Source organism: Nitrososphaerota archaeon (genome assembly GCA_027887005.1).
Taxonomy (GTDB): domain Archaea; phylum Thermoproteota; class Nitrososphaeria; order Nitrososphaerales; family Gagatemarchaeaceae; genus UBA183.
Genome location: JAPCJI010000011.1, coordinates 13,347 through 39,236, shown reverse-complemented (window position 1 = coordinate 39,236; position 25,890 = coordinate 13,347). Strand labels below are relative to the sequence as shown.

Here is a 25,890-nt window from a genome sequence, read left to right as displayed (position 1 = left end):
TTGGCTGCGGAGGCCGAAGCTCCTGTCCATTGGGTACCCTCCGAGGACCCCTTTCTTCGCCAGGCGCTTGAACACCTTCGACGCGTTAGCCCTGTCGTAGGATACGACGAACTCCTTGAAGAAGGAACCGTGGAAGTGAGGGGACATCACGCCCTTGATGCGCGAAAGTCTCTTCGCTGCGTAGTGGGAGTTCGAGATTATGCTCTCTCCGAGGGCCCTGAAACCCTCCTTGCCCAGGAGGGAGAGGTAGCTGGCTGCGGCTACGGCCATGAGGGACTGGTTGGTGCAGACGTTGGAGGTGGCCGCTTCGCGCCTGATGTGCTGCTCTCGGGCCTGAAGGACCATGGAGAAGGCTCTGCGAGTGGGGTCGGAGAGGGCGGTGGTGATTCCGATGAGGCGCCCGGGCATGGTCCGCGCGAGCTTCATGTCCTTGACTGCGAAGATGCCGAGGTGAGGCCCGCCGTAGTTCATCGGGATGCCCAGGGGCTGCCCTTCGCCGACCACGACGTCGGCTCCGTATCTTCCGGGCTCCTTGACGAGAGAGAGCGAGGTTGGGTCGACGCCGACGAGGGACAGGCCGCCGGCCGAACTCACCGCGGAAAAGAGCTCCTCGGCGTCCTCCTCGATTACTCCGAAGTAGTTCGGATTCTCCAGGTAGAGGCAGGCGACGTCGTCCGAGAGCTTCCGCCTCAGGTCCTTCTCGTCGAGGGTCCCCTTCGACCTGTCGAAGTCAACGGTACGTAATGTCATCCCCATAGGTTCCACATAGGTCTGGATCACTTCCCTCCTTCTGGGGCCGATGTTGGCGCCAACGAGAGCGCGCTTCCTCCCCGTCACCCTTCCCGCCATCCTGACGGCTTCGCCCGCCGCGGATGCCCAATCGTAGAGGGAGCTGTTGCACGCCTCCATTCCGAGGAGGTCGCACATGAGGCTCTGGTACTCGAAGAGCGCCTGCAACATGCCCTGACTGATCTCTGGCTGGTAGGGAGTGTAGCTGGTGTAGAATTCCTGTCTTGAGGTTATGGATTCGACCCCGGCGGGTACGTAGTGGGGCCAGACTCCTCCTCCCAGAAAACAGAGGGCCTCCGGGGGCGTCTTGTTCGCCCGAAGCCTCGACTGCACCTTCCTTCTGACCAGGTACTCGGAGTCCCCCTCGGGGATCCTCAACCGGCGCTTGAGCCTGACTCCCTCCGGGATGTCGGAGAAGAGCTCGTCGATGGAGCCCGCGCCTATCCGTGACAGCATCTCCGAGACCAGGGCAGGGTCGAGGTTGGGGAGGAGCGGATGGTGAGAGGAGTTTTGCATCCTTGTCGGGGCGAAAAACGCTTAAAATAAGAACGTAGCGGCGTTGGTCACATTCACATGCGACGCTCGATTTCAGTGGCCATTTTGCTTCTTCTTCTTGCCATGATGCTGCCCGCCCCATTCGTCGCCCATGCCCAGGGGGTCCCCAAGATCCTCGTCGACAGCCAGTACACCCTGGACAGGTATGGGTTCGCGGTCGTCAACGAGACTGTGAAGTTCACCAATAATCAAAGCTCTGCAATCACGATCCCTCCGATTACCATTGGGTTCGGGGACCTGTCTTCGAAGATTGCCGCTTCGAACTTCACCGGCTCGGGGTTCCAGGTCACGTCAAGTCCGGCCATCGGCTCCTACACCGTCGGGGGAGGGCAATCGCTCGCTGCCGGGAGCACGGCCGACTTCATTCTCAGGGTGCTTCTGAGCGGAGTAACTTCCACTGCGAAGAACGGAAGCCTCGAGATCCAGGTCCTCACCAAGCCCTCATTGGACACCGAAGTCAGCACGCTTCAGAACGTGGTCAGGATGCCCGGGTCGACGCAGTTCGCCAGCGCTCCTTCCGGCCTCTCGGTGGTCTCTTCAGGGACCAACGTCACCTATGCTGGGACCCAGAAGAACGTCGCGGCAGGCGGGGCGCTCGTGGTGGGCAAACCGATCAGAGGGTCAGCTACGCAGGACTTCCATCCACTAGCCGTGTATTTCGCTTCCAGGACGATTTCGGTCGGGCCGGGAGGGGACCCGACGGTGACGGACAGCCTGACTTTCAAGAACCTCGGGACTACCGCGCTGGCGGCGCTCGCAATCGCGCCCCTGACCACAGCGCAGGCCCACGTGACTGTCATACCTGCCCAGGAGCCCCGCCTGCTGAACCCGACGAGCGTCCCGCTCAGCTCCTTCAGGATGGACCTCACGGCCGTCGGGTCGGGGAGCTCGGTGGCGGCCGGGGGGAACTATACCATCGAATATGAGTACCCGCTCCTGACGTCCTACTACACCGTAACCGGAGGCCAGGTGACGGTCGACCTTCCGGACACCCCGCCCATAGCGGCCTTTGTCGGGTCGTATTCGATGACTGTTTCGGCCCCCGCAGGGGTGAGGGTCCTGACCAACCCGCCGCAGACCATGCTCAACGTGACCCCCTGGCAGGCGGGCAAGACCCAGCTGTCATATGCGCTGTCCGTCGCCTGGGCGGTGAACGCTGGCATCCCCGCCGCTTCGGCGGTCTTCGTGATTCTTCTTCTCGGTCTCTTCGTTTCGAGGACGACACTGACGGAAGAGGAGGAGACGGAGGAGGAATCGTCGACCAAGCTTGCGTCGACTATGATCACCGCCTTCGAGGAGAAGACGAGCCTGATCAACGGGCTCTGGCCCGAGATAGCTTCTGTCGACCCAAATGAGCTGAACAAGGAATACTTCGACGAGCTCAGGGGGCGCCTGGATTCGTTCAGGAGCAGGGCGCTGCAGAGGCTGAACGAGGTCAAGCAGAAGTCGACGAGCCAGAAGTTCTTCGAGCTCCTCAACCAGATACACACCACCGAGCGCGAAGTGGAGAGGGCTGCCAAGGACAAGCTCAACCTCTACGAGCAGTTCTACATGCGGAGGATGAGGAAGGAGGTCTTCGACAGGCTCCTCCCCCAGTACACGAAGAGGCTCGAAAGGGCCCTCAACCAGCTTTCCGACGAGCTCCACGTGGTCCAGAGAGAAGCGAAGCTGCTGTAACAGACCGGCTTCCGGAGGCAGATTTATGAGGCGGAGAGCGAACGGAAAGCACGGCCATGGATGAGACAGTCAGGAAGCTCGTGATAGTCGGGTCTGGACCTGCCGGTCTGACGGCTGCGATCTACGGGTCGAGGGCAGACCTGGACCCCCTAGTCTTCATGGGGACCAGGTACGGAGGGCAGCTCATGCTGACCAGCGAAGTGGAGAACTTTCCAGGGTTCACGGACCCGGTGATGGGGCCCGACCTGATAATGAAGATGAAGGGACAGGCGGAGAGGCTCGGCGCCCACCTGGTACAGGAGGACGTTGTGAAGGTCAACTTCAATGTCTACCCCTTCGAGGTCTACTCAGACAGCGGGCTGGTCAGGGCTTGGTCGGTCATAATCGCGACCGGCGCCAACCCCAGGAGGCTGAACCTCGAGTCCGAGTCCAGACTGCAGGGGAAGGGAGTGTCCAACTGCGCCGTATGCGACGGCTTCTTCTTCAGGGGGAAGAAAGTCGCGGTCGTCGGCGGAGGGGACACGGCGATGGAGGAGGCCACCTTCCTGACCAAATTCGCGTCCACGGTCCAAGTCATCCACCGAAGGGACGAGCTCAGGGCAAGCGAGGCTCTGAAGAAGGAGGCGCGCTCGAACCCGAAGATCAGTTTCATCTGGGACACAGCGGTCACCGATGTGCTCGGAGACGGGCACGTTGAGGGGGTCAGGACGAAGAACCTGAAGACAGGCCAGGAGGGGGAGCTAAAGGTCGACGGATTATTCGTCGCCATAGGCTACGACCCAAACACGGAGATGTTCAGGGGGCAGGTCGAGCTCGACGACAAGGGGTATGTCGTGGTGAAGAACCGCACCGAGAGCAGCGTGCCTGGCGTCTTCGTGGCAGGAGACGTTCACGACTTCAGATACAGGCAGGCGATCACGGCCGCGGCAGACGGGTGCAAGGCCCTGCTGGACGCAGAGAAGTTCGTAAAGCAGAAGCTGGAGGTAAAGGTAGTCAGTTGATCACTGAGATGAAGCGGTCCTCCCCGGCAGAGCGGCTTAGGGGACCGACTATCGGGGTATTCTGACCGCACGAGTTGCATCTGTTCCTAGCGTCTAGGTTGTACTCGAGGATTTCGTAGCCGTAACGCTTGATCAGCACCCTGCCGCAGCCGGGGCAGTAGGTGTTCTCGGCGGGGTGTCCGGGGACGTTCCCGACGTAGACGTAGTTCAGACCCGCCTTCTTCCCGATCTCGTAGTGCTTCTCGAGGGTCTCGACCGGGGTCCAGGGGAAGTCCATCATCTTGTAGTCGGGGTGGAACCTGAGGAAGTGGACGGGGATGTCGGGACCGAGGTTGTCGTAGACAAAGCGGCAGAGCTTCTCAGCCGCCTCCAGGGACTCGCCCACCCTGGGGATGATCAAGTCGGTGATCTCGATGTGGACCTTGGTCTTGTTTTTCACTTCAAGGAGGCTCTGGAAGATGGGGTCAGAGTTCGGTATGGAGATGTACTTCCGGACGAAGTTGGTCTCCCCGCTCCCCTTGAAGTCGACGGTGACGCAGTCCAGGAACTGGGGCATCAGGCTCACCGTTTCGGGGGTGTCGTAGCCGTTCGAGACGAAGATGTTGAAGAGGCCCTTGGACCTCGCTATCTTCCCCACGTCGCGGGCGTACTCCATGAATATGGTCGGCTGGTTGTAGGTGTATGCGATTCCCTCGCAACCGTATGTCAGAGCATTCGTGACGATTTCTTCAGGGGTGGCTTCGATACCTTCGATCTTGCGCAGCTGGCTTATGTCGCTGTTCTGGCAGTACGAGCAGGCCCAGGAGCACCCGCTGGTCGCGATGGAAAATATCTTCGAACCGGGTCGGTAGTGGACGACAGGCTTCTTCTCGATGGGGTCGACGTGCCCTGCCATGACCTTGCCGTAGACGAGGAGGTAGAGCTTTCCCCCGACGACGCCTCTTACCCCGCAGAAGCCGACCTGGCCCTCTCCGATCTGGCAGATCCTTGCGCAGGCCGTGCACTGGACACGACCGCTGGGGAGGTTCCTGAAGAGCTCCGCCTCTTTCCCCGATGCTTCCAGTAGTCGTGTGGGAGGAGCCATCCGATGGGGAAGAACGGCTTGGTCGGCATTAAGGATTTTCAGCGGCGAAATCGGTTTGAAGATGAGAGGGTCGAGCAAATGTATATAACGTATGTTATGAGGCAGCGGAACGAGTCACCGATTTGGTGGACATTGTCGAGCTTCTCATCCTTGGCGCCGTAGCTGGGTTTACCATCTTCTTCGGCCTCCCGGTGGTCCTCCTTGGGGTTAGCGACCGGACCAGGGGATTCCTCAACGCCCTGGCGATCGGGATTCTCATGTTCCTGATCGTCGACGTGTTCAGCCACGCATGGGAGTTCACCTCGGCCACCGCGCTTGGGGCGTTCCGGGGCACTGCCAGCGCGGGTGAGGCGGCCGCGGACCTCGCCCTGATGTTCGGGGGACTGACCCTGGGGCTGCTCGGCCTGGTCTTCTACGAGAGGAGGTACATGGGAGGAAACCCTGGCGGTGGGACCGCGGCGAAGCTCTCGACCATGATTGCCCTGGGCATAGGCGCCCACAACCTGAGCGAGGGGCTCGCCATCGGCCAGTCATATGCGTCGGGGGCGATCGGCCTGGCCATAGTCCTGGTCGTCGGGTTCGGGGCCCACAATTCGACTGAGGGTTTCGGGATCACGGCGCCGCTCATAGGGACGAACCCGAAGCCCAAGACCTCGTTCCTGGTCAAGGTGTTGTTCATCGGAGGGGCGCCCACGTTCATCGGAACTGTCCTGGGGAGCCTCTTCTACTCCGCGGAGGCCTACGTGCTCTTCCTTTCGATTGCCGGCGGTGCCCTCGTATACGTCACGATGACCATGTTCAGCACGGGGCGCAGGCAGTACAGCAGCAACCTCATGATGTTGGGGATATTCATCGGACTCTGCGCTGGATTCCTGACAGACCTGATCGTGACCCTCGGCGGGGCCTAGGGCGCCGGTTTTCAGGACCTTCAGTGGTTCGGAGCTTAGGACAGGACTTCGATGCTTAGGAGGTAGTCTCCTACGTCGGTCGCCTCGTTGACGGTGTGCGAAAGGCTGCGGTCTCCAGGGCCGTAGGTGACGCAATCGACTTCGCGCTGGAGGCGAAGGTGTTCATGTCGCCGGTTCCAGTCTGAGCTCTGTTCTAGCTTCGGGCAGCCCTTACGGACCTTGCAGCCCCGAGCATGAGGAAGCAGAGCAGGGCCTTGGTCGTGTGGAGCCTGTTCTCTGCCTCGTCGAACACCACCGACTGTCTGCCGTCGATCACGTCGGCGGACACCTCTTCGCCCCGGTGGGCGGGGAGGCAGTGCTGGAAGATGGCGTCCCGCTTAGCCAGTGACATCAGAGCCGAGTTGACCTGGAACCTCGGGATGAAGGCGGCGAGCCTGTCCTGCTTCTCGGCGTCAAATCCCATAGAGACGAATGTGTCGGTGATGACGCAGTCTGCCCCTTTCACGGCAGCGGTTGGCTCGTGGGTGAGGGTGATGGAGGCTCCTGACCGCTTGGCGAAGACGTTCGCCACAGCCTTGGCTGCTGGAAGCGGGGAGTAGCGTTCGGGGGTCGCGGCGACGAAGTTGATTCCTGAAAGGGCTGCCCCAATCATCCAGGAGTTGCAGACGTTGTCGCCGTCACCGACCCATGCCACCTTCAGGCCCCTGAGCCTGCCCTTCTTCTCCTGCAGCGTCAGGAGGTCGGCCAGGATCTGAACTGGGTGGTAAAGGTCGCTAAGCCCGTTGATGACGGGCACCGATGAGGCGGAAGCCAGCCTCTCGATGTCCCCGTGCCTCTTCACCCTGGCCATGACGGCGTGGACGTACCTCGAGAGCACCAGGGCGGTGTCCTCGATGGTCTCCCCTCTTCCTAACTGCATCTCCTCAGAACTGAGGGTGATTGGGCTTCCTCCCAGCTCGCTGATAGCCACCTGGAAGCTGACCCTCGTCCGTGTGCTCGGCTTCTCGAACACGAGGGCGACGGTCTTTCCTTCGAGCAGCGACCGACCTGTCTTGCCTCTTGTCTTCTTCAGCTTTGACGAAAGCCGCAGAATCAGTCCCAATTCCGCCGGGGAAAGCTCCGCCAGTGTGAGGAAGGTCCTGCGGTCCAACGCCAGCCCAGTCCCTTCTGCTCGTTAAAGTCTTGAGCCGATTGGAGTTTCAAAGATAGCCCGGCCTGGATTCGAACCAGGGTCGCCGGCTCCAAAGGCCAGCATGCTTGACCGCTACACCACCGGGCTGCAGGCAAGTGGACGCCGGGCCCCGATGGTGATTTATCCTTGTTCGAGGGTCTTGAGGATGAAGCCTGCGATCTTGGGGACCGGGTCCTCCATCGAATCCAAGGCCTTCTTCGCCTTCTTGGCGTAGGTCGCCCTGAACTTGCTGGAGAGGAACCGCTCCGCGTGTCTGATGAGTGCCTTCGGGTCGAGAGCCTTTGCGAGGAGCCCCAGCTTTTCGAGGTACTGGTCGGTGTAGAGCTCCCCCTGGAAGGCAGAGATCGTGGGGACGCCCATGAGCACTGCTTCGGCGTTCATCGTCCCTCCCATGCCTACGAACAGGTCTGTCTTTGCAAGGAGCCCCTGCCCGTTCACTACGTCGTCGGGGACGATGCACTGCGAGCCGAACCTCTTTCTGACCTCTTCGACCTGATACTCGTACCTGCAGAGGGCGACCAGGTTGTAGTTGGGGAAGGCATCGACAAGCTCTTGAATCACGACGTCTGTCCATCCCCGGTCTGCACCTGCAAGGTACGGCGCGTCGATTTCCTGGACCCTGACGGTGATCGTCTTCTTCCCAGGGTCAAGCCTGGGGACGGGCCCACCGATCGCCTTTCTCCTCAGCCAGGCCACGGGGTCGAGCGCCCGATAGGTCGTCACCTGGTTCCTGGTGATCCCGAACTTTGCCCAGGCCGTGTAGGGGATCACCCACGGGCACATCAGGTGGTAGCTCAGAGGAAGAGAGAGCCGCCCCGCCACCTCCGAGTGGGGCGAGTCGTTGACTGCGATGTGCTTTGCCCCGAGTCCGAAGGCGACCCGGGCACAGACCCCCGAAGCAATCGAAACCGCTACCCTGGGTCCGAACTCTTTGACGATGGGGATCATCTCGGCCTGCCGACGGGTCGCGGCCTCGAGTTGTTCGACCAGGCCCCTGCCTCCCCTCTCGCCCACGTAGCGCAGGTCCAAGCCAGCCCTCCGGGCGAGGGGGTCTACCTCCCTGTAGCTCCTCGAGGTGGAGAGGACCTCGCAGCCTGCGGACTCTAGCTCCTTGATCACGGGGTTGAAGAACAGGATCTGTTTCGGAGTCAGTACGTCTACCCAGGCCTTCTGACTGGACATGGTATTCCCTAGACGTAACCGCTGACGCTTTGTGAATTAAACCCATGTTCCGCAATACTCGGAAGACCAGGCCGGACGACCGCGACCTAGTCCTTTCAAAGTATAATTAGAATCGGGCGGGCGGGCATATCCAGGCTTTTGGCAAAGATCAAGGTGGCGATGTACGGTCTCACGAGCGAAGGATACAGGCTCGCGGCCGCCATCGTCGACAGGGCCCAGGTGACCATTGTGGATGAGTCGCTCCAGATGGCCATGGAGCTCGACTCGGCGTTCCTTCGGAAGAACCCCGACCTTCAGGAGTTGATGAGTGCCGAACCCCTGCTCAGCTTCAAGCCGCTTGAGCAGGTCCTGGGAGAAGCTCAGGTGATTTTCTTCGCCCCGAAGCTGAGGAGGCCCGCAGACGAGACGCTTATCGAGGCTGGGTCGAAGCTGAGAGACCTCTGCAGGTACCTGACCAAGGGAGTCACTCTGGTCAACGCCCTCCCCACCGGGCCTGGAGGGAACTCGGAGAACATTACCATGGTCGAGAAGCACACCGGTCTGAAGATCGGGACGACCTTGACCTACGCCTACATGCCCCTAAGGCCGGGGGACCCGAAGCCGGCCGTGGTGTCCATTGCAGGAATAAAGGAGAAGCAGCCCCTCGAGACGCTGGGGTTCACGGAGAACTCGCAGAACATCTTCTCTGCCGAACTCGAGTATGCCTCGTCCGTGATGGGAGAAGCCATCGCCTCGGTGACTGAGATAGAGCTTGCCAGGCGGGCGAGGGAGGCCAACGTCCTCCTCCAGAAGGCTTCCGAGGTCTACATCGACGAGTTCGCGAAGCACCTCTTTGAACTGAAGGCGATTCAGGCCAGCGAGGAGACCGGGGAGTCAATCTCCTACCTCGCCGGGGCTACCCTGAAGAGCTTCGAGAACTACGTGAGGTATGTCGTGGACGAGACGAGAGAGGTCCTGAAGGAGAAGGAGCTCAAGGCAAGCAGGACGAAGATAGGCCTGCTCTGGACTCTGGACAGGTATGAAATGCGGGGGGAAAGGCTCCAGGTGGCAGAGAGCATTCAGCAGAGGCTCAGGGATTACGTAACTGACGTGGACATCGTGTCCGGTCCCAAGCTCAGGGGAGGGTCGGAGGCCCTCGACCCACTGAAGCACAACGTGGTGATAGCCTGCTCGAAGGAGGACTACGAGGCGCTGAAGGTGGCACGCAAGGGGCACAGAGAGCTCCAGATCACCCTGATCTTCGCCACTCCAAGCCTAAGGAGGGAGTGAGCCGCATAACCCTATATCGCATCGGGCGGGAGCGCGTCAACTGATGCCGAGGGTAGGAGTCGTCGGAACGGGCGGGTGGGGGAAGAACCATGTGAGGGTCCTCAGCGAGCTGCAGTCCCTGGCCGCAATCTGCGACCTGAACAAGGAAAGCGCTGACCAGTTCTCGAAGAGCTTCCACGTGCCGGCCTACAACTCGCTCGGTGAGATGTTGAAGAAGGAGAAGCTCGACGCGGTGACCATCTGCACCCCTGCGTCAACGCACTTCGCCATGGCGTCGCAGACTTTGGCCGCCGGGCTCCACACCTTCGTCGAGAAGCCCATGACCACGACGACCAAGGATGGAGAGAGCCTGATCGAGGCCGCGAAGAAGGCGAACAGGTCGCTGACCGTGGGATTCATCGAAAGGTTCAATCCCCCGATCACGGAACTCAAGAAGAGCATCTCTACGGGCAAGATGGGAGAGCTGATACTGCTGGAGTTCCACAGGGAGAACAAGAGGGGGGAGAACATAGGCGACGTGGGAATCGTCAAGGACGCGTCGGTGCACGACATAGACACGGCCCGGTGGCTCTTCGCGGAGGAACCGAAAGTGGTGTTTGCCAGGGTCGGGGCTTTCTACGACCCCATCGAGCACGAGGACTTCGCGACGATACTTCTGGGATTCTCGGGGCAGAAGACCGCGTTCCTGGTGACCAACTGGATCACGCCGAACAGGGTCAGGACGCTGACGGCGGTTTTCTCTGGAGGAGTGATCGACGTGGACTTCGTGACCCAGCAGCAGAGCATCCATCAGGATAACGTGACCACGGTGCCGAAGATGACCGTCCAGGAGCCGCTCATGCTCGAAATGAAGGAGTTCACGAGGGCGATCGAAGAGAAGAGACAGCCCCTCGTCACAGGCGAGGACGGTCTCAAGACCACGAGGATTGCCGAGGCAGTCCTGGCCTCGAGTTCGTCAGGGACCCCGATCTACCTGAAGTGAGAGGATGAAGCCAGTCAACTTCGTAGCCAAAGACGCGAAGATAGGGAAGAAGGTGAAGATATGGCACTTCGCCATGGTGGGTTCGAAGACGGTGATAGGAGACAACGTGAAGATCGGGTCGCTGGCTCACGTGGACTACGACGTCCGCATAGGGAGTGGGACCAAGATTGAGGGGAGCGCCTACATCCCGCCGCTGTCGAGGATAGGCAAGAACGTGTTCATCGGACCCGCGGCCGTGCTCACCAACGACCCCTACCCGCCGAGCAAGAGGATGATTGGGGTCAGAATCGAAGACGGAGCGGTCATCGGGGCCCGGGCGGTCATCAAGGCAGGCGTGACCATAGGCAAGGGAAGTGTCGTAGCCATGGGGGCTGTGGTGACCAAGGACGTGCCCCCTGGGGTGGTGGTTATGGGCGTCCCGGCGAAGGTCGCCTACACTAGGAAGGAGTTCGACGCTAGGATGAAGGCCTGGGAGTCAGGCGCCTGATCCTCGAACTGGTGTAGAGTTCCGCCAGGGTGGACATCACCACAAACCAGAGCGCACCGAGCCCAAGGGTGGACCCCACTTTCAGGAGGGCGAGTGCCGTCAGGCTCCCCAGCTCATGGATGGGGGGTGCGAAGGCCAGAATCACGTTGAAGAAGAGGTACACCTCTCCGATGATTAGGAGCCAGGCGATGGTGACGATGCCGACTAGGGGAACGAGTCTCATACTACAACACCCAGGTCATCAGTGAAGTGACCCCGGACAGCACGCAGGCAATGCCGGTGAGAATGGCCACCGCTTTGACCAGCTCCCTCTCTGACATCGGGCCGTCGAGCAGCAGCATCCTGACCAGGGTGGCCGGGGCTCCGGCCTCGGGTGAGGCATAGAGGCGCCCGTCCTCGCCCATATAGGTCGGCCTGGATTTCATCGTCCTCCGTTCCACAAAGCCTCTGACGCTTGACAGGATGTAGAAGGAGTTCAGAATTGCGGGAACGATCGCCACCATGGCCGCTATTTCGACCCCTCCAGTGACCGCCAGGGCTGCGAACATGGCGCCGAACATCAAGGCCCCGCTGTCCCCGTCGAAGACTCTGGATGGGAACCTGTTGAAGATGAGGAACCCTGCGGCGACGGCGAGCAGTGGAAGGGTCGCAGCGACCCTTGCAAGCGAGAATCCGGAAGCGAAGGATGCGTGCAGTACGACGGCGAAGAGCAGGGCGGACGTCGCGAGCAGGGTGAACCAGGAGATCTCTCCGTTGAACGAGTCCATCATGTTGAAGGCGTTGGCGACGACCGGGAAGGAAACTATCGCCAGGGCGGTGTAGATGCTGAAGTGTTCGCTGGTCATTCCGAATATCGGGAAGGCTAGGGCAGGCAAGTAGAGGTTGGTCTGGACCATCACGAGGAGTACGAGGGGGGCCGCTGCGAAGAGAAGAAGGAGGGGCTTGGTCTTCCCTCCCAGGACGTAGAGGTCGTCGGCCAATCCGATCGCGAACGCGATGGCGGCTGCACCGATGACGGCCACGGGGACCAGGGAACCGAAGGCTGCGTAGACCAGCACTTCGCCCGCGAGGGCGCCTGCAAGGAGAAGTGGTCCAGCGGGCAGAGGCACCTTCGTCACGGGCTGCTTATGCACGTCATCGGCCACCCTGCCTGAACGGGTGAGGTACCTGATGTAAGCGGGCATTGCGACCACGACCACCAGAAGAGGTATCAGGAATGAGAGAGTAAGGAGCCCAGCATCTGCCAAGCTCGGAGTCATTCTTGGGGAGCCGCGAATGCTTTCTGATTAAACGGTTTCGAGGGAGGATGCAAACGCTTCAATGTTATATATGGCCCTTGAAAGACCAAAGAGAGACAAATGAACGTCAAGGATTTGCGCGATGGGATGAGAAGGGTGGACGCTGAGGGCGAGATAACCGAGATCTCCGACCCCCGCACCGTCAACCTCAGGACCGGAGGGGAGGCGAGGGTGGCTGACTGCATGCTGAAGGACGAGACCGGCACGATCAAGCTCTCACTCTGGGACGACCAGATTGACATGGTCAAGCAGGGCTCGAAGGTCAGGGTCACGAACGGCTACACCAACAGCTTCCGGAGCGAGCTCCGCCTGAACGTGGGCAAGTACGGAAAGCTCGAAGTCCTCGAAAGCTGAACGGCAAGCACGTCTATATCCGACCGAATCTTCATCGTGGGCCATCATGGGGACCGGAGGAGTGTTCCTAAGGAAACTCAGAGCCAAGGTTACTGACCAGCCGACTGGTTTCGTTTGGATCGAGAAGTGCAGGCTCGCCGGGTCGGGCTATCCGGCTTCGAGGAGTCAGGTAGAGTGGATAGCTGATCAGGGGATAGGCGTCATACTCACTCTCACTGAAGATGCGCTGCCTGCGGCCTGGGCGCAAGGGCTTTCGATTGTCACCCATCACATTCCAATGAACGACCACGCCGCGCCAGGGGCGGCGGCTCTTGACGCGGCGGTCTCCTTCATCAGGGGTCAGTTGGAACAGGGAGAGTCTGTGCTCGTGCACTGCCTCGCGGGGGAGGGCAGGACAGGTTGCGTGCTGGCGGCTTATCTGATCAAAGAGAAGAAAGTGGGCGCCGATGAAGCAATGAGGACTCTGAGAGAAGTCAAGCCAGAATTCGTCGAACGGTCTCAGGAGGATGCTGTGCGCAACTACGCCTCGACTGTAAAGCCATAAGCCATCCAAACAGATCGAGGCCCCGGTTGAAGAAGGCAGTCTTCGCGACAACGGCGGCCCTCCTAATCGTGCTCCTGGGACCCGCGTCTACGGTCGCGGCACAGGGATGCGACATTTCAATCGTAGCACAGCCCCCGTTGGTGAACTACCCCGGTTCTAGCCTGCCTAGCCAGGGAACGGTCGCGTTCTCTGAGATTGTGAACGTGAACTACTCGTTCGCCTTCGTCAACCAGACTATCATCCTCGAGTACTTCAACGGGACGGTGTGGCGCGGACTCGACAGTTTCAGAGGAAACGTGATCGGATTCACAGAAGCGGATGTGGGTTTGGATACGTCCTGGGCGCACCAGGGCGAGAACTCCATAAGGGCGGTCAGCGGAAACTGCACCTCCCCCGAATCTCGATTCTCGATTATTTCCGACCCCCCGGCATTCACGGAAGCAATCGGTTCCTATGCATTGGCAGGAGTTGTCCTGGGGCTCTTCTACTTCTTCGGGAAGAGCCTCGGGAGGAAGAAATTCATCCTGCTGGCGGCGGGGCTCTATCTGGCCGTCGCCCCTTTCACAGGTCAGAGGTACGACGTTTACTTCCTCTTGAGCTCAGGAGTGAGGATTCTCCAGCATGTCAACCCGTTCGATGCGGGCAATCCACCTGTGTACCCCGGCGCGCTCAAGTGGGCATACCCCCCGCTTTACGCGGTCTACAGCGCATTTTCATTCGCGCTCTACCAGCTTTTCACTGGCGCCACACTACCCAGTGTCCCGGCGCTTACCTACCCTGGGTGGGCGACTGCGGTGTACAGCGTATGGCAAGCCTACATCCCGCCGACTCTCCCCCTACTCGTCCTGTTGCTCAAGATTCCCATGGTAGTGTCCGCCATTTGGACAGGTGTACTCGTAGGGAGGATGTCAGGAGATCAAACTCTCGTGGTCAAATGGGTAGCCAATCCCCTCGTGGTTCTGGTCGCAACCGTTTGGGGGCAGCTCGACCCGATTGCTACGCTTCTTGCAGTCGGCTCCATCTACATGTTTCAGAAAGGGAGACCGTATCATGCCTATGCGCTCGCGTCCTTTGGCGCGGCGGTCAAGGTTTGGCCGGTGTTGTTGATACCGATACTGCTCGTGGTCTCATTGAGACGTGAAGGGGGGGGTGCCCTGAAGCCGCTCCTTGCGATTCTCCCGGCCCTCGCTGTGACGCTTGCGCTCTATGGCGCCTACGGAAACCTGGTCGAGAGTCTATCCGTTTTCGTGTACGCTAGGGGTATTCCCACCTACGCAGGCCAGTTCAGCGTCAATGGGCTGACGTGGCAGCAGGTACTCTTTGTCCTCAAGGCCCCTCCCGTCCCCATGTTCTTGGTCGTGGGCATTCCTGCGTATTTCGCGATGTTGGGGTGGATGTATTGGAGAAGGGCGCAAGACGTGACGAAATGGCTCACCATTTCGATACTTGTCTTCTTCCTGACCTACAACTACGTGAATCCGCAGTACTTCTATTGGATAATTCCGTTGCTCATGATAAGGGGGCGAAAGTTGGCCACCATTGTCTTCACGGCACTCCCCTTGATATTCGTCGCCCTTTCTTACAACGCATTCTACTTTGTTTCACCCATACTCCTCCCCGATCAGTTCACCTTTGGCGCATCAATAGCAGAGCAACTCAAAGTCTCTTACTTCTATGGAACGTCGACGCTCTTCATCTTGGTGGCAGGTCTGATTCCAACCGTTGTGTATCTGGTATACCTTTTCGCAGATTTGAGGCCCCGGAGGACGGGTTCGGGCAATATGCCTGCGAACGTTTAAGCGTCTCACTGGGGTTTTCTTGACGTTGAGCGACGCCGGGCAGTATGTGCGCCTCGTTACCACTGGGAGGAAAACGGGGAAGCCTCATCCTGTGTTAGTAAGGTACGTGATGTACGGGGGACGGATGGTCGTCTTCCCTCAGGTGGGGACCGGACAGGACTGGGTGGCAAATCTGGAACGGAATTCCTCTCTGACCGTCACAGGAGGCAACAGCCGATGGAAGGGGCAGGCAAGATTTGTGCGGGTGAACTCCTTGAAGGACCCCGTTCTTGGGGCGTTCACCAGAAAATACGGGGAGGTGGAAGTGAGGAAGCGCTATTGGGGCCAATCAACTTACGTCGAAATCGAACTTCTGGACCAGGAACCGGAAGCTTATGACGAGCTGGTCTACTCTGACCTTGAAGCCGCGTTCGACGGCGTTGCAGAGACCTACGACAGCCATATTTTTGGGAATCCGATGAATCTGTGGCTTCGGAATCGTTCCGTAAGTCTCCTTCGCAGTCTCTTCGGTGGCGGTGATCAAGTTGTTGAGGTAGGCTGCGGCACGGGCACTGAAACGCTTAGCCTAGCAAGGCGCGGCGTCAAAGTACTTGCCTGCGACATATCATCTAGAATGCTCGACGTAATGATGAAGAAGGCTCGTCGTGAGGGACTAGAGGACAGTGTTGTTCCGCTGCACTGCAGGCCGTACGAAATCAGGAGCGTCGTCAAGGGGCTTGGCATAGAGAAGGTTGACGGCGCGTATTCGACCTACGGCGCGGTCAACACTGAGCCCCGGCTTGGGGCTATGGTTGACGGTCTTCATCGGCTCATCAAGAATGATGGTGAACTCGTACTCGGCGTTTGGAACAGGTACTGTATGTACGAGATCCTCGGCTACTCTCTTAGGCTGAGGCCTTCGATGGCTTTCGCGCGATTCCGTAATCCAGTGCCAGTTGGCAAGTCGAGGTTCTGTGTCGCTTCCAACGCGTATTCGGTGGCAGACGTATCTGCGGCCCTTTCGGGCTACTTCAGGTTGAAGAGTGTCTACGGGGTCGGGATACTCCTCCCCCCATCAAACCTTACCCGGTACCTCCCTCCCCAGGGGGCGCTCCGCTTCGTGGAGCGCGCCGATGTCGCCATTCAGGGTCACCTTCCGTGGAACCGGCTCGGCGACCACTTCCTTGGAGTCTATTCCAGAAATGCGTGAACTGACCTTTTTCGTGTGCACGCACAATTCTGCGATGACGCTTGAAAGATGTCTATCGAGCATAAGTGTGAGCGAGCCCGACTCGCCGGTGATGGTCATCGACCAGCATAGCACCGACTCTTCTGCTCAGATAGCGATGAAATTCGGGGCGGAGGTGCATCTTGAGAATGTCGGGCTGGGATACGCCAGGCAACTTGCGTTTCAGCTGGTCCAGACTGAGTTCCTGGCGTTCGTAGATAGTGACGAGGAGCTTGTCCGACCTTCCTTCTTCCGGGATGCCACTAGGATATTGCAGGACCCCCGGGTTGGGGCGGTGGAGGGGATGGGAGTAGGCCACCGATTCGCCTATGGGCTCCCGATGGGTTTCGTGGTGCTGAGGTCCAGGGACTTCAGAGGGCGGGTCATTCCAAGCGAGATCAACGCCCGCGAAGAATACTTCGTTCAGCGAAGACTTCGGTCACTCGGTCTCTCCACCGTTTTCGTCCCCAACTCAAAGGTTCACCGGTCACGATTCCGCAAGTACAAACCCGAGTGGGAGGGAGCGAACACTAGAATTGCTGGTGGTCTCAGCCTCGGGCAGCTCTTGTTCGTACTCCGGGTGTTCATTCTGCAGAGTTTGAATAGCCGCAGCTACAGGAACGTCCTCTACCTGCCCGTCTCCTATCTGAAGTTCCTGAGAGGCTACCTACAGCCCGACCAATGGCGCAATCTGAGGTTGGTGGATTGAATGAAACTGGTGCAGGAGAGGACGGCGGTCAAGATACTCGTTGAACCAAACGGTCTTCTCGTCTCTTTCACCACCAAGAAGAGGGCTTGCTTCTTCTTCGTTTCTGCTGCCTTTCTGGGGGCCAAGGTCGCCCCCACGACAGACCCCTACCCTGGAATCGTGGAAGAATGCGGATATGACATCAGGAAGATAATTCATGAATGGGACAGGCTTTCCAGATTCAAGGGGAATGCCCGGGGGTAGGCCCGCCAAGGTCTCTTGCCAGATTGGCGGACTACTTGTCGCCCTGTGTCTTTACCACCCGGAACTTCAAGAAGACATCCAGTTTGAAGAACCAAAGAGGGCTGGTCGCGACGTCGAGTAGATAGAGATGGGTAAAGCGCTCCAGAAGCTTTCCTGCGGCGTTGTCTAGGAGTCCAGTTCCCCTTCTATTATCGAGCCTGAGAGCACTCGGCGCGATGTCACTAATCGGGACAAAGTATGGTCCCGCGTCATAGGGCCAAACAAAGGGACCGCGCGCGGAATTCCTGGTTCGGAGCCCCCTCGCAGCCCAGAGCAAGTTGTTCATTGCCAAGTTCGGCATGCTGATGATTACTGTTGCGCCGTCCTTCGAGACCCGCGCTACCTCCCTCAGGACGGCCGTGGGGTCTGGAAGAAGATGGATGACCCGAATCATGACCACGCAGTCGAAACTGGAATCTCTCGCAGGGATCCTCGATATGTCCGCCCTAGCAAGATTGGTCTTCTTCAGCCTCTGTTTCGCAATTGTCAGGTTTCTCGGAGTGTATTCCAGTGCGAAGATATCTCTGAAAGTCGGTTCGAGAATCTGGGTGATTCTTCCGAAGCCGCACCCGAGTTCCAAACACCTCTCGGCGGGAGTGAGCCAGCTGGATATGATGTGTTTCTGTGCCGCGTCCTCAAGACGCTTGCCCGCCCACACCTGGCGGTAATCGTATTTTTCGTAATTCGCCAACCATGGAAGTCTGACTTCGTGCGAGGCGTTTTCTCCCAGACTCAAGCCAAGCTGCCCGAGGTCTGGTCGTTTGTCCCGGCCCTTAACCTTCTTTTCAGTTGAACTGCGCCCTAGGTGAATCTTTTGAGACTAGGCGTCGCGATGCCCCCCAGATTCGATCTTCTGTCGAATGGTAAGATAGAGTATAAATGCATAGCCTGTTAGATAGACAAACAAGATCGGAAGAATCCCCAGGTTCCCAGTCAAGACCGCCCACCCGGATGCGAATATGGCTAGCACGACTGCTCCTGCCTCAAGGAAGGTCGTGGAGTTCAACGGAATCTGGTACTTCTTCTTGCTCCAATCTTCGCCCGTATGGACCACGGCATACTTTGGCGTCCGAGAGAAAGTGCCGGTCTCACTTGACAGAAGACCGTTGAGCGCCTGGACTGAATTGCTGATGCTCATCCCATAACCAAGGACGACGAGGAACGCTATCTTCCTCAGGTTCGCGAAGAGACCCAGCTTCTGGACCCTGACCGCCTGCACGCAGTACATCAGCACCGATAGGGTCGACAGGACGATCAGTGCTGAGAAGACCAGCCATGGCACGACCTGTATGGTCTCAATGGTGATGCTAGCCGAACCCGACGCCATCGATAATGTCGGGACTCCCACTTGGACACCGTAGCGGATCGCATCCAGAGAGAGAAAATCAGCGACCACCACAAGGATGAACGAGGCGACCATCAGAGGATGTACAAGGTAGTAGGTCAGATGAATCCCCGCCTCGACCTTCTGACCCGTCGATAGGTTCTTGGTTCTCCAAATCCTGCCCAGGAGTTTCTTGGCAGTCTGCAACGACCCCCTCGCCCATCTTCCCTGCTGTCGCTTGATGCTGGCGATTGTGGGGGGAACTTCCGCAGGAACCTCTAGGTCGTTCAGGTAGACCCCCCTGTAACCACCCAACTGGATTCTGTAGCTCACGTCGAGGTCTTCTGCGAGGGTGTCCGAAGCCCACCCCCCGGCCTTCCTTATGGCGTCGGTCCGGAGGACGCCTGCACTTCCGTTGAAGTTCATCAGGTAGCCGCTGCCGTTCCTTCCCTGCTGTTCTAGGTAGAAGTGGGCGTCTACCCCAATCGCCACGGATTCGGTGACGGTATTGTAGTTCCTGTCCAGGTGGCCCCACCTCCCCTGCACGAACCCGACGTCCGCGTCGTTCTCCATCACGGAGACGGTCCTTTCGAGGAAGTCGGCCGGAGGGACGAAGTCAGCGTCGAGGATGGCCACGTACGTTTCCTGGGTCTGCTCAAGGGCTGTCTGGAGAGCCCCCGCCTTGAAACCGGCCCGGCTTCCTCGCCTGATAACCTTGAATTTGTAGCCCTGGGCAGAGTAGTCGGAGGCCAAGCGGTCAATCTCTTCGCGCGTCTCGTCGGTGGAATCATCGATGACGAAGATCCTGACCAGGCCCATTCCGTAGCGATCTGCGACGCCTACACAGGACTTCAGCAGCCTGCCGACGACGTACAATTCGTTGTAGATTGGAAGATGTATTGCCACCGGAGGCCTGCTGGTGAGCGGGGCCATCTCCGGTAATCTGTACCGCCTGGACCTTAGGGTCAGATGCAACGTGTTCAGACCGTAGACGAAGAAGGCAACGCTCAGAAGGACTGAAAGCAGAAGCAGGATACCTGCGATCGACAGACCTGGTGCGGCAAGCATAGCCTACTGCTCCGAATTGTCTGAGACATCCTGCCTCGAGCTAGACGGGGACTGTCGAGCCGAGACATGATATCTCATCAATCTGAACGCCCATTCACTCGGCGCGAACAGCGGCATAGGCGGCCCTGAGCCCGGCGTACCTGGCTGATTCGTAGATGAGGTGGTCATACCCTGCACGGATCCTGAAAACCCCTTCCCTTCTCTGACGGCCTGCGAGTTTCCGGTTGAGGATGAAAGCCTTCATCTTGATGAAGGAACCGACGACAACATAGAGGAACCGGTCAAGGACCAACTCATATGACCTCGCCCATCTCTGGGGTGCGGTTGTGGGCGAAACCTGTCTGCTGCGCAAGGAGTAGGCACCCGGGTATAACGATTGAATCCAACTCGCACTTCGCAGCAACGATCCATAGGTGTCTCGACCCATCAGAACTACGGACGCCAAAGCGTCTCTCGCGAACAGAGCGTCCTGCTCATTTGCGAAGATTGATTCTGCGTAGTCTTGGTCCATCACACAGCTGAGGCAGAGCTGAGGTGCCGCGGACCTTGTTAGGTTGAAGACTCTCGCCAACAGGAGAGCCTGTGCGAGGGAGAACCACATTCTGCCCCGCGGGGCCACGCAGAACAGATCCAGGTCACGTGATTGCGAGCTGGACATGTAGGAGGTCGACCCGCTTACGGCGACCATGCGGAACGGGCTCGAACGAATCAGGGGCATGAATTGGGCAGCATATGACAGGTTCCTCGCGGCCACCTTCCTGTTTCCTCTTTCCTTGTTGAGCAGGGCCTCCCTGACGGCACTTGACTTCGCTGTGACGTACCCCGATTTCAGCTCGAACTTGGAACCGAGAACAGGAAAGGTGTCGAAGGCTTCAGCGAGTTCCGCTTCGGTTGTCCTCTCGTTTAGGAGGGGCAGGAGTTCGCGGAGCGAAATGAGGGAGCCTTGCCTCCTAGCCACGTCGACTAGAAGGGAGATCCGAGCCGCGCTGCTCTCTGAAAGGGTCAAGTGAACCTCCTCCAGACGGTATGCCTCTTCGTCGAACGGAGCCCATCCCAGACAGCCAGGACAGAGGCCACAAACTCGGTCACCACGGCGACGGGGAGCACGAGAAGATACCTAGGGCACCTCGATACTGTCGTGGTGAGGAGCCTCAGTCCAATCGATGGCGAGAAGACCAAGAGAGACTCGACGGTCCTTGGCGGTTTCCCAACTCTGCGCCAGACCTGGGCGTGACCGAACAGGATGCGCCTCCGTTGGCCGATCAGGTCGGAGACCCTTTGTGGTGTCTCAATCCCCACTTTGGCCGCGGTGGAGAATTTCACTGTGTACCCCTTCCTTCGGGCGGTCGAGGCCATGAATGCGCCGTCGTTGACGAGGCCTTCCGGGAGCAGTGTCAGGGCCTTCGACCTGAATGCTACGAGCTCGTCGCAGGTGTGGTTTGACAGGTTCATGTGGTTCAGCGTGAGGGAGCATTGGTTGTGCGTGGCCCACATCAGGTCTGCGATGGAGAAGGCCACCCCTGCGGCGCGCTGGGTTACCGGCATCGCCGAGACAGCGCCCACGCGTCCGTCGGCGGTGAGGATTGAAAGCAAATGAGATATCGCCCCGGACTGAGGATGGGCATCGGAGTTTACGAAGACAATCATGTCTCCTTTGGCTTGAGTCAGGATCTTGTTTATCGCATCTGCTTTGCCGTGTCTTACCTCTTCGGAGACGAGTTGCACCCGGTTCTCTTGCTTCTGGATTGCCCTCAGTTTCGAGACTGTTGTTTCAGAGCACTCGCTCGCGACGACAATCACTTTCTTCAACTGAAGTCCTTCAGGGAAGCTCTCCGCGAGGACGAGACTTACGAGAGCTGGCGTGTCTTCAGCCTGGCCCGTGGCGCAGATTCCTACGGTGCAGTCTGAAGGAGAGGTGATGTGTTCAGTCAGGCTCATAGGGTAATCCTCAGCAGAGCGAGTACCCCGACGAGCTCGAAGGAACCCATGATCGACCAATAGGGTGCAGCGTCGTCAAGATATGCTGAAAAGGAAGTGTAGGCTATTGCTGTTCCTAAGCTCTGAACTACTAGGAGAAGCGAGAAGACGAACAGTCCAGTAGCGTACTTCGCTTTTGTCGAGAGGGCAGTCTTTCCATACACATGGGCGAGGAATCCGAATAGAACCGCGTTAGCCGAATAGAGGGCTATCGCGAGCACTAGGAGAGGAGTCATCCTATCGATTCATGCCTCGTTTGTCTAAAAGGCTATTTCAGAATCTCTTCAAAATCCTGGGTAGTTCGACCTATAAGTTCGCGGAAGCGACATGTGGAGCCTCCTTGCCTGAAGACCATGAGCTGAAACGCGTGCTTTGGTACGTCCTGGGCGGTGCGAGGGGCGGCGAGAACCGTGCGCGAATCATTCATGAGCTCAGTCTCAGGCCTCTGAACCTAAACCAGTTGGCGGAGAAGCTCGGCGTCGACTACAGGACAATCACCCACCATGTAGAAGTACTGAAGGCAAATTCCCTGGTTGTTACCCAAGGAGAGAAGTACGGCGCCATGTACTTCCTTTCCCCCAGGCTGGAGGCGAGCATCGATATTTTCAAGAGGATTTCAGATGAGTTGCATCTGGATTTGGCTAAGACAGAAGATCGGTGATGAACTAAGGAGATTCTGCTATTGCAGCACTTCGCGGAGTGCCTCAAGAGGGAGTGCCCCATTACTCAGCAACGAGTCGTGGAACTTCTTGATTTCGAACTCTTCGCCGAGTTTCTTCTGTGATTCTTGCCTTAGCCGCATCATTTCGAGCTGCCCCGTCTTGTAGGCCAAGGCCTGTCCTGGCCAAGTGATGTACCTGTCCACTTCGTTCACTATGTTGTTCTTTGCCAGGGCCGTGTTCTCAAACATGAAGTCGATTGCCTGCTGGCGTGTCCAGCCCTTCGCATGCATACCTGTGTCAACGACTAGCCGGCACGCTCGCCAGGCATCGTAGGAGAGGACGCCGATCCGGTCGAGGTCGGACGAGTAGAGGCCCATTTCGTCCGCCAGGCGTTCGGTGTAGAGCCCCCATCCTTCCACGAATGCGGTCACCCCTGATTGCCTACGGAACTCCGGGATTCCCTCTAGTTCCTGAGCTATGGCAATCTGTAGATGATGTCCTGGAATCGATTCGTGGTAGGCGAGCACTTCGGCTTCGTAGCGGGGTCTGGTCTCAGGCTCGGAGGTGTTGATGTAGTAGCGGCCAGGCCTTGAGCCGTCCGCCGCGGGCTGGCGGTAGTAGGCGATGGTCGAGTTCTTCTCTTCGTGCTCCTCCATGCGCACCACTTCACACTCGGCCCTCGGGAGCCTCCCGAACCAGTTCTTGATGGCGTCCCTGGCCTTGGCCAGGGCGGTCGCCGCTTTCTCGGCCACTTCGTCTCTGGTGGAGAAGTACAATGACGGGTCAGTTCTCAGCCTGTGGAGGATCTGCTTCCTATCTCCTGTGCCGAAGGCTCGACCTCCGAGAACCTCTATTTCCTTGTTGATTTTCGCGACCTCCTGGAGCCCCGTCTGGTGCAGGTGGTCGGGGGCGAGGTTGAGAGAAGTGTGGACGCGTATCAGGCGAGAGTAGGATTCGACTCCCCCGGGGATGTGCATTATTCCGGGGTGGTCCTGCAGGCGGGCGGATGGCAGAACTTCGGTTTCTAGGAACTCGAAGTACCTGATGTAGCCGGGGCGGATTGATTCGTTGAAGGTCAGTAGAATTCGGTCTCGGAACTCCTGCCGTTCGACCTCGGACCAGTCTTCGTGATTGGCGGATAGCGGGCGGAGCATCGCCCATTCGGCGTCAGGCCTGCCTTTCAGGTCGTGAATTTCGTCGATGACCTTTTGGGCGCAGTCGCGGACTGTCACCCTGCCCTCTCCGAGGCCTCGACGAAGGTTTGCGATGTGGTCGTCGAAGAAATGGCCTATCCCGTTCCATCGGCTTACCATGGCATTCGCCTCCGCAGGAGTCCCTGCAGGCTGATAGGACTCCATGTTCAGAAACTCAATCTGTGGTCCCTGGAGTGGGTCCACGGTCCAATCTCCTAGGCGGCACGACAGGTAGTCTAGCTGTGCACTCACCTCTTCCAGGAGAGCTGTCCTAGTCAGCCTGCCTCGAACGGAAAGCGAATCTGCGGGCATTGCGTGACACTGGGTCAGAATTGACTTGTACTTGCCTTCGACTTGCGAAAGTGCCTCAGGGGTTATGTCTGGGAGACGGTCGCTGAAACGCCGGTCGCCTATGACCGTCGCGAAAAGTGGGTCGGCGGACATGCGTACATCCCAGTACTTTTTCGCGAGGTTCCCCAGGAAATCGCTGGCTCCGGGCTGCAACAGGCGCGTTCTTGCGGGAGTAGCTACTTATGCGATTCTGGTCCGCTACTGGAATGATCTCTGGTGCGGCTCCGGGAGAACAAGTGGTTTCTGAAGTACTTGTTCAGAGTGACTCCGTTCCTGTCGAGGTTCAAGTTGACCTGCCAGGTCTCGACCCCGGTTTCCTCCGCCTTCCGGGCCACGTCCAGGATTCGGGAGTTGTCGCTGTCGCCTGACGGCGGTTTGAACCGTTTGGCGTCATAGAGGTAGCACATGACGATGACTGCACGCTTCCCGTCCTTGAGAGACTTGCTTAGTTCGGTCATGTGCTTGATCAAGCGGTCATAGGAGTTGAACCTGCTCCTGCTCACTGATCGAACCCCGGGCGCGGAAGGTAGGACAATCAGAGGAGTTTTGACTTCGAGGTAGGTCCGTCCAACTTGGAAGTCAATTCTCGAAGAGCCGAGTCTCACCTCCCGCTTCACTTCTCCTTTGACCATCCTGGAGAGTTGTCCTGTTCTTAGGAGATGTTCGATATATCGGTTGGCGGCGGTCTGATTGATCCCGATCCAGGACTTCGGCCTTTCTCGAGTCTTACCTGCTGAGACCGCCTCGACGGTGAAGGCCGTCTTCCGAGCAGTGTTCCGGGCATTGGAAAACAGACAGGGGATGCCGTGTAGGTCGAGGTCGCCGAGTCTGCCGGTGGTCGGGCAGTGGCATCTCAGCGTACGGCCCTTGGACTGCACCATCATGACAAACCTGTTGGGCCGGGACATCACAATCCCTTCCGACAGGGGCGGGTTGAATGGGTAGGCGGGTGGTGTGGAATTGCGCGCCACGACAGTGCGGCCAGGGCCGGACTAGATTAATGCGGGGGGTGGGATTTGGACCCACGAACCCCTAAGGGATGGGAGCCTCAGTCCCACGCCGTTGACCATGCTGGGCGACCCCCGCGCAAAGTGAGGCCTTTCTTCTCAATTCTAAAACCCTTTCCGCAGGAGCAAGGATTTAACGCCCAGTCGGCTCGGGTCGAGATTGAGCCGGCGTAGCTCAGCCTAGTAGAGCACACCGCAGGGGGCTCAGACGCCTCGTAAGCGTGGGGTCGAGGGATCGAAACCTGCTTCGGCAGGCGGGTAGCCCTCCGCCGGCTTCCTTACAAATTGGCCGATTGCCTGGTTCGGGTCAAGAATCTTCGGCAAATCTCTCAGGGCTCGCATTCACCATTTCCCGTAGTGAACCACCTGATTGGAGGGCCGCCTTCCCCTTTTCAGGGACGGAGACCTCTTGTCCTTGGCTGGGTGGCCAATGGAAATTACGCCGACTGGATGGAAGTGACGGGGGATTCCCAGGAGCTTTCTCATTGCCGCCGGATCGAACACGCCGGAAAAGGCTGCAGCAAGTCCCGAGTCGACCGCTGCGAGGAGGATGGTCATGCACCCGGCGCCGATGTCGAAGAACCAGTAGGGAGTCGGCCAGTCAATCTCCTTGCCGTTCTGTAGTTTGTCGGGTTCGTTGTATCTGTCGTGGTACAGCTTCTCGCTGACGCAGGCGACGATGTCGACTGGTGCCTCTGAGATCCACTGGTGGAAACCACCCTTCGTGTATCCGACCTCGCCCTGGAGTCGGGCGACCTTCTTCTTCAGGGCTTTCTGAGTAACCACCACGTAGGCGCTTCCCTGGCTGAAGCCTGCGCTCGGTGCGTGCTGGGCGAGCTCCATTATGCGCTTGACGGCTGCTTCGGGAACTGGCCGACCGGAAAAGTGCCTGACCATCCTCCTCTTGCGGACCGTCTCCTCGAACTCCATCGGCAGTGGCCAATAAGCGGCGCAATGTTAGCGTTGCCCAGAAACCTTTAACGAACGAA

At 58.7% G+C, this 25,890-nt stretch carries 27 protein-coding genes and 3 tRNA genes; 14 read left to right on the top strand and 16 right to left on the bottom strand.

Annotation, left to right across the window (positions count from 1 at the left end):
* Nucleotides 1-1,305: aminomethyl-transferring glycine dehydrogenase subunit GcvPA (gcvPA, locus tag OK438_07580; GenBank protein MDA4125285.1), on the bottom strand; the 1,305-nt coding region annotated here is incomplete at its 3' end.
* A 57-nt stretch (nucleotides 1,306-1,362) separates the two neighbouring features.
* On the opposite strand from gcvPA, the gene OK438_07575 reads away from it, so the two are divergent.
* Nucleotides 1,363-3,021, top strand: a complete 1,659-nt coding sequence (locus OK438_07575) for a hypothetical protein (protein ID MDA4125284.1) — start codon at nucleotides 1,363-1,365, stop codon at nucleotides 3,019-3,021.
* Nucleotides 3,022-3,077: 56 nt separating this feature from the next.
* The gene (gene trxB, locus OK438_07570) at nucleotides 3,078-4,022 is read left to right on the top strand and encodes a thioredoxin-disulfide reductase (protein MDA4125283.1); all 945 of its coding nucleotides are present in this window, start codon (nucleotides 3,078-3,080) and stop codon (nucleotides 4,020-4,022) included.
* Here trxB and amrS read toward each other — a convergent pair.
* Nucleotides 4,015-5,106, bottom strand: coding sequence for an AmmeMemoRadiSam system radical SAM enzyme (amrS, locus tag OK438_07565; GenBank protein ID MDA4125282.1), 1,092 nt, complete (start codon nucleotides 5,104-5,106; stop codon nucleotides 4,015-4,017). The genes trxB and amrS overlap by 8 nt on opposite strands.
* A 125-nt stretch (nucleotides 5,107-5,231) precedes the next feature.
* Here amrS and OK438_07560 point away from each other — a divergent pair, with 125 nt between their 5' ends.
* Entirely contained in the window at nucleotides 5,232-6,014 is a 783-nt protein-coding gene (locus tag OK438_07560) for a ZIP family metal transporter (GenBank protein MDA4125281.1), read from the top strand.
* 193 nt (nucleotides 6,015-6,207) lie between these two features.
* On the opposite strand, the gene argF is transcribed toward OK438_07560, so the two are convergent.
* The 3 genes from argF to OK438_07545 form a co-directional block, all read right to left on the bottom strand.
* Nucleotides 6,208-7,164, bottom strand: a complete 957-nt coding sequence (argF, locus tag OK438_07555) for an ornithine carbamoyltransferase (protein ID MDA4125280.1) — start codon at nucleotides 7,162-7,164, stop codon at nucleotides 6,208-6,210.
* Between the two features lie 56 nt (nucleotides 7,165-7,220).
* Nucleotides 7,221-7,293: transfer RNA gene (locus OK438_07550), tRNA-Gln, on the bottom strand.
* Nucleotides 7,294-7,326: 33 nt separating this feature from the next.
* Nucleotides 7,327-8,388, bottom strand: coding sequence for a DUF354 domain-containing protein (locus OK438_07545; protein MDA4125279.1), 1,062 nt, complete (start codon nucleotides 8,386-8,388; stop codon nucleotides 7,327-7,329).
* Between the two features lie 138 nt (nucleotides 8,389-8,526).
* Here OK438_07545 and OK438_07540 point away from each other — a divergent pair, with 138 nt between their 5' ends.
* From OK438_07540 to OK438_07530, 3 genes are read left to right on the top strand one after another with little or no spacing between them, the layout of a single operon-like run.
* Nucleotides 8,527-9,657 (top strand): hypothetical protein, encoded by a 1,131-nt coding sequence (locus tag OK438_07540; GenBank protein MDA4125278.1) that lies wholly within the window; start codon nucleotides 8,527-8,529, stop codon nucleotides 9,655-9,657.
* A gap of 43 nt (nucleotides 9,658-9,700) precedes the next feature.
* Nucleotides 9,701-10,639, top strand: a complete 939-nt coding sequence (locus OK438_07535; GenBank protein MDA4125277.1) for a Gfo/Idh/MocA family oxidoreductase — start codon at nucleotides 9,701-9,703, stop codon at nucleotides 10,637-10,639.
* Between the two features lie 4 nt (nucleotides 10,640-10,643).
* Entirely contained in the window at nucleotides 10,644-11,126 is a 483-nt protein-coding gene (locus OK438_07530; protein ID MDA4125276.1) for an N-acetyltransferase, read from the top strand.
* Here OK438_07530 and OK438_07525 read toward each other — a convergent pair.
* On the bottom strand, nucleotides 11,095-11,349 hold the full coding sequence (locus OK438_07525; protein ID MDA4125275.1) for a hypothetical protein: 255 nt from the start codon (nucleotides 11,347-11,349) through the stop codon (nucleotides 11,095-11,097). The genes OK438_07530 and OK438_07525 overlap by 32 nt on opposite strands.
* Before the next feature lies 1 nt (nucleotide 11,350).
* Complete coding sequence (locus OK438_07520) at nucleotides 11,351-12,385, bottom strand: UDP-N-acetylglucosamine-1-phosphate transferase (protein ID MDA4125274.1); 1,035 nt, start codon at nucleotides 12,383-12,385, stop codon at nucleotides 11,351-11,353.
* Between the two features lie 99 nt (nucleotides 12,386-12,484).
* Between OK438_07520 and OK438_07515 the strand changes: the two genes are divergently transcribed.
* From OK438_07515 to OK438_07490, 6 genes are read left to right on the top strand one after another with little or no spacing between them, the layout of a single operon-like run.
* Nucleotides 12,485-12,778 carry an OB-fold nucleic acid binding domain-containing protein gene (locus tag OK438_07515; GenBank protein MDA4125273.1) on the top strand — a complete coding sequence of 98 codons (294 nt, stop codon included), beginning with the start codon at nucleotides 12,485-12,487 and terminating at the stop codon, nucleotides 12,776-12,778.
* 46 nt (nucleotides 12,779-12,824) lie between these two features.
* Entirely contained in the window at nucleotides 12,825-13,322 is a 498-nt protein-coding gene (locus tag OK438_07510; protein MDA4125272.1) for a dual specificity protein phosphatase family protein, read from the top strand.
* A 26-nt stretch (nucleotides 13,323-13,348) separates the two neighbouring features.
* Nucleotides 13,349-15,121: a hypothetical protein gene (locus tag OK438_07505; GenBank protein MDA4125271.1), complete on the top strand. Its 1,773-nt coding sequence runs from the start codon at nucleotides 13,349-13,351 to the stop codon at nucleotides 15,119-15,121.
* Nucleotides 15,122-15,146: 25 nt separating this feature from the next.
* Nucleotides 15,147-16,310: a methyltransferase domain-containing protein gene (locus tag OK438_07500; protein MDA4125270.1), complete on the top strand. Its 1,164-nt coding sequence runs from the start codon at nucleotides 15,147-15,149 to the stop codon at nucleotides 16,308-16,310.
* Nucleotides 16,303-17,037, top strand: a complete 735-nt coding sequence (locus OK438_07495) for a glycosyltransferase family 2 protein (protein MDA4125269.1) — start codon at nucleotides 16,303-16,305, stop codon at nucleotides 17,035-17,037. Before OK438_07500 ends, OK438_07495 begins: the two co-directional genes overlap by 8 nt.
* Nucleotides 17,038-17,280 (top strand): hypothetical protein, encoded by a 243-nt coding sequence (locus tag OK438_07490; GenBank protein ID MDA4125268.1) that lies wholly within the window; start codon nucleotides 17,038-17,040, stop codon nucleotides 17,278-17,280.
* Nucleotides 17,281-17,311: 31 nt separating this feature from the next.
* On the opposite strand, the gene OK438_07485 is transcribed toward OK438_07490, so the two are convergent.
* The 5 genes from OK438_07485 to OK438_07465 form a co-directional block, all read right to left on the bottom strand.
* On the bottom strand, nucleotides 17,312-18,010 hold the full coding sequence (locus OK438_07485) for a class I SAM-dependent methyltransferase (GenBank protein MDA4125267.1): 699 nt from the start codon (nucleotides 18,008-18,010) through the stop codon (nucleotides 17,312-17,314).
* A 129-nt stretch (nucleotides 18,011-18,139) separates the two neighbouring features.
* Entirely contained in the window at nucleotides 18,140-19,711 is a 1,572-nt protein-coding gene (locus OK438_07480; protein MDA4125266.1) for a glycosyltransferase, read from the bottom strand.
* 94 nt (nucleotides 19,712-19,805) lie between these two features.
* On the bottom strand, nucleotides 19,806-20,717 hold the full coding sequence (locus OK438_07475) for a hypothetical protein (GenBank protein ID MDA4125265.1): 912 nt from the start codon (nucleotides 20,715-20,717) through the stop codon (nucleotides 19,806-19,808).
* On the bottom strand, nucleotides 20,714-21,649 hold the full coding sequence (locus tag OK438_07470; GenBank protein ID MDA4125264.1) for a glycosyltransferase: 936 nt from the start codon (nucleotides 21,647-21,649) through the stop codon (nucleotides 20,714-20,716). Before OK438_07470 ends, OK438_07475 begins: the two co-directional genes overlap by 4 nt.
* Nucleotides 21,646-21,924, bottom strand: a complete 279-nt coding sequence (locus OK438_07465; GenBank protein MDA4125263.1) for a hypothetical protein — start codon at nucleotides 21,922-21,924, stop codon at nucleotides 21,646-21,648. The genes OK438_07470 and OK438_07465 overlap by 4 nt, the downstream gene beginning before the upstream one ends.
* 104 nt (nucleotides 21,925-22,028) lie before the next feature.
* Here OK438_07465 and OK438_07460 point away from each other — a divergent pair, with 104 nt between their 5' ends.
* Nucleotides 22,029-22,349 carry a winged helix-turn-helix domain-containing protein gene (locus OK438_07460; GenBank protein ID MDA4125262.1) on the top strand — a complete coding sequence of 107 codons (321 nt, stop codon included), beginning with the start codon at nucleotides 22,029-22,031 and terminating at the stop codon, nucleotides 22,347-22,349.
* Nucleotides 22,350-22,367: 18 nt separating this feature from the next.
* Here the strand turns inward: OK438_07460 and OK438_07455 are convergent, their stop codons facing one another.
* The 3 genes from OK438_07455 to OK438_07445 all read right to left on the bottom strand — a co-directional run bounded on the left by OK438_07455 (nucleotide 22,368) and on the right by OK438_07445 (nucleotide 24,980).
* Complete coding sequence (locus tag OK438_07455; GenBank protein ID MDA4125261.1) at nucleotides 22,368-24,047, bottom strand: DUF885 domain-containing protein; 1,680 nt, start codon at nucleotides 24,045-24,047, stop codon at nucleotides 22,368-22,370.
* A gap of 23 nt (nucleotides 24,048-24,070) precedes the next feature.
* Nucleotides 24,071-24,865, bottom strand: coding sequence for a DNA/RNA nuclease SfsA (locus OK438_07450; protein ID MDA4125260.1), 795 nt, complete (start codon nucleotides 24,863-24,865; stop codon nucleotides 24,071-24,073).
* 30 nt (nucleotides 24,866-24,895) lie between these two features.
* Nucleotides 24,896-24,980: transfer RNA gene (locus OK438_07445), tRNA-Leu, on the bottom strand.
* An 85-nt stretch (nucleotides 24,981-25,065) separates the two neighbouring features.
* Here OK438_07445 and OK438_07440 point away from each other — a divergent pair.
* Nucleotides 25,066-25,176, top strand: a tRNA-Thr gene (locus tag OK438_07440).
* Nucleotides 25,177-25,243: 67 nt separating this feature from the next.
* On the opposite strand, the gene OK438_07435 is transcribed toward OK438_07440, so the two are convergent.
* Entirely contained in the window at nucleotides 25,244-25,831 is a 588-nt protein-coding gene (locus OK438_07435; protein ID MDA4125259.1) for a nitroreductase family protein, read from the bottom strand.
* Nucleotides 25,832-25,890: the final 59 nt, after the last annotated feature.

Coding starts and splice junctions, on each gene's coding strand:
- OK438_07575 (MDA4125284.1), top strand. CDS start 1,363: ATGCGACGCTCGATTTCAGTGGCCATTTTGCTTCTTCTTCTTGCCATG.
- trxB (MDA4125283.1), top strand. CDS start 3,078: ATGGATGAGACAGTCAGGAAGCTCGTGATAGTCGGGTCTGGACCTGCC.
- amrS (MDA4125282.1), bottom strand. CDS start 5,106: ATGGCTCCTCCCACACGACTACTGGAAGCATCGGGGAAAGAGGCGGAG.
- OK438_07545 (MDA4125279.1), bottom strand. CDS start 8,388: ATGTCCAGTCAGAAGGCCTGGGTAGACGTACTGACTCCGAAACAGATC.
- OK438_07535 (MDA4125277.1), top strand. CDS start 9,701: ATGCCGAGGGTAGGAGTCGTCGGAACGGGCGGGTGGGGGAAGAACCAT.
- OK438_07530 (MDA4125276.1), top strand. CDS start 10,644: ATGAAGCCAGTCAACTTCGTAGCCAAAGACGCGAAGATAGGGAAGAAG.
- OK438_07525 (MDA4125275.1), bottom strand. CDS start 11,349: ATGAGACTCGTTCCCCTAGTCGGCATCGTCACCATCGCCTGGCTCCTA.
- OK438_07520 (MDA4125274.1), bottom strand. CDS start 12,385: ATGACTCCGAGCTTGGCAGATGCTGGGCTCCTTACTCTCTCATTCCTG.
- OK438_07515 (MDA4125273.1), top strand. CDS start 12,485: ATGAACGTCAAGGATTTGCGCGATGGGATGAGAAGGGTGGACGCTGAG.
- OK438_07510 (MDA4125272.1), top strand. CDS start 12,825: ATGGGGACCGGAGGAGTGTTCCTAAGGAAACTCAGAGCCAAGGTTACT.
- OK438_07495 (MDA4125269.1), top strand. CDS start 16,303: ATGCGTGAACTGACCTTTTTCGTGTGCACGCACAATTCTGCGATGACG.
- OK438_07490 (MDA4125268.1), top strand. CDS start 17,038: ATGAAACTGGTGCAGGAGAGGACGGCGGTCAAGATACTCGTTGAACCA.
- OK438_07480 (MDA4125266.1), bottom strand. CDS start 19,711: ATGCTTGCCGCACCAGGTCTGTCGATCGCAGGTATCCTGCTTCTGCTT.
- OK438_07470 (MDA4125264.1), bottom strand. CDS start 21,649: ATGAGCCTGACTGAACACATCACCTCTCCTTCAGACTGCACCGTAGGA.
- OK438_07465 (MDA4125263.1), bottom strand. CDS start 21,924: ATGACTCCTCTCCTAGTGCTCGCGATAGCCCTCTATTCGGCTAACGCG.
- OK438_07435 (MDA4125259.1), bottom strand. CDS start 25,831: ATGGAGTTCGAGGAGACGGTCCGCAAGAGGAGGATGGTCAGGCACTTT.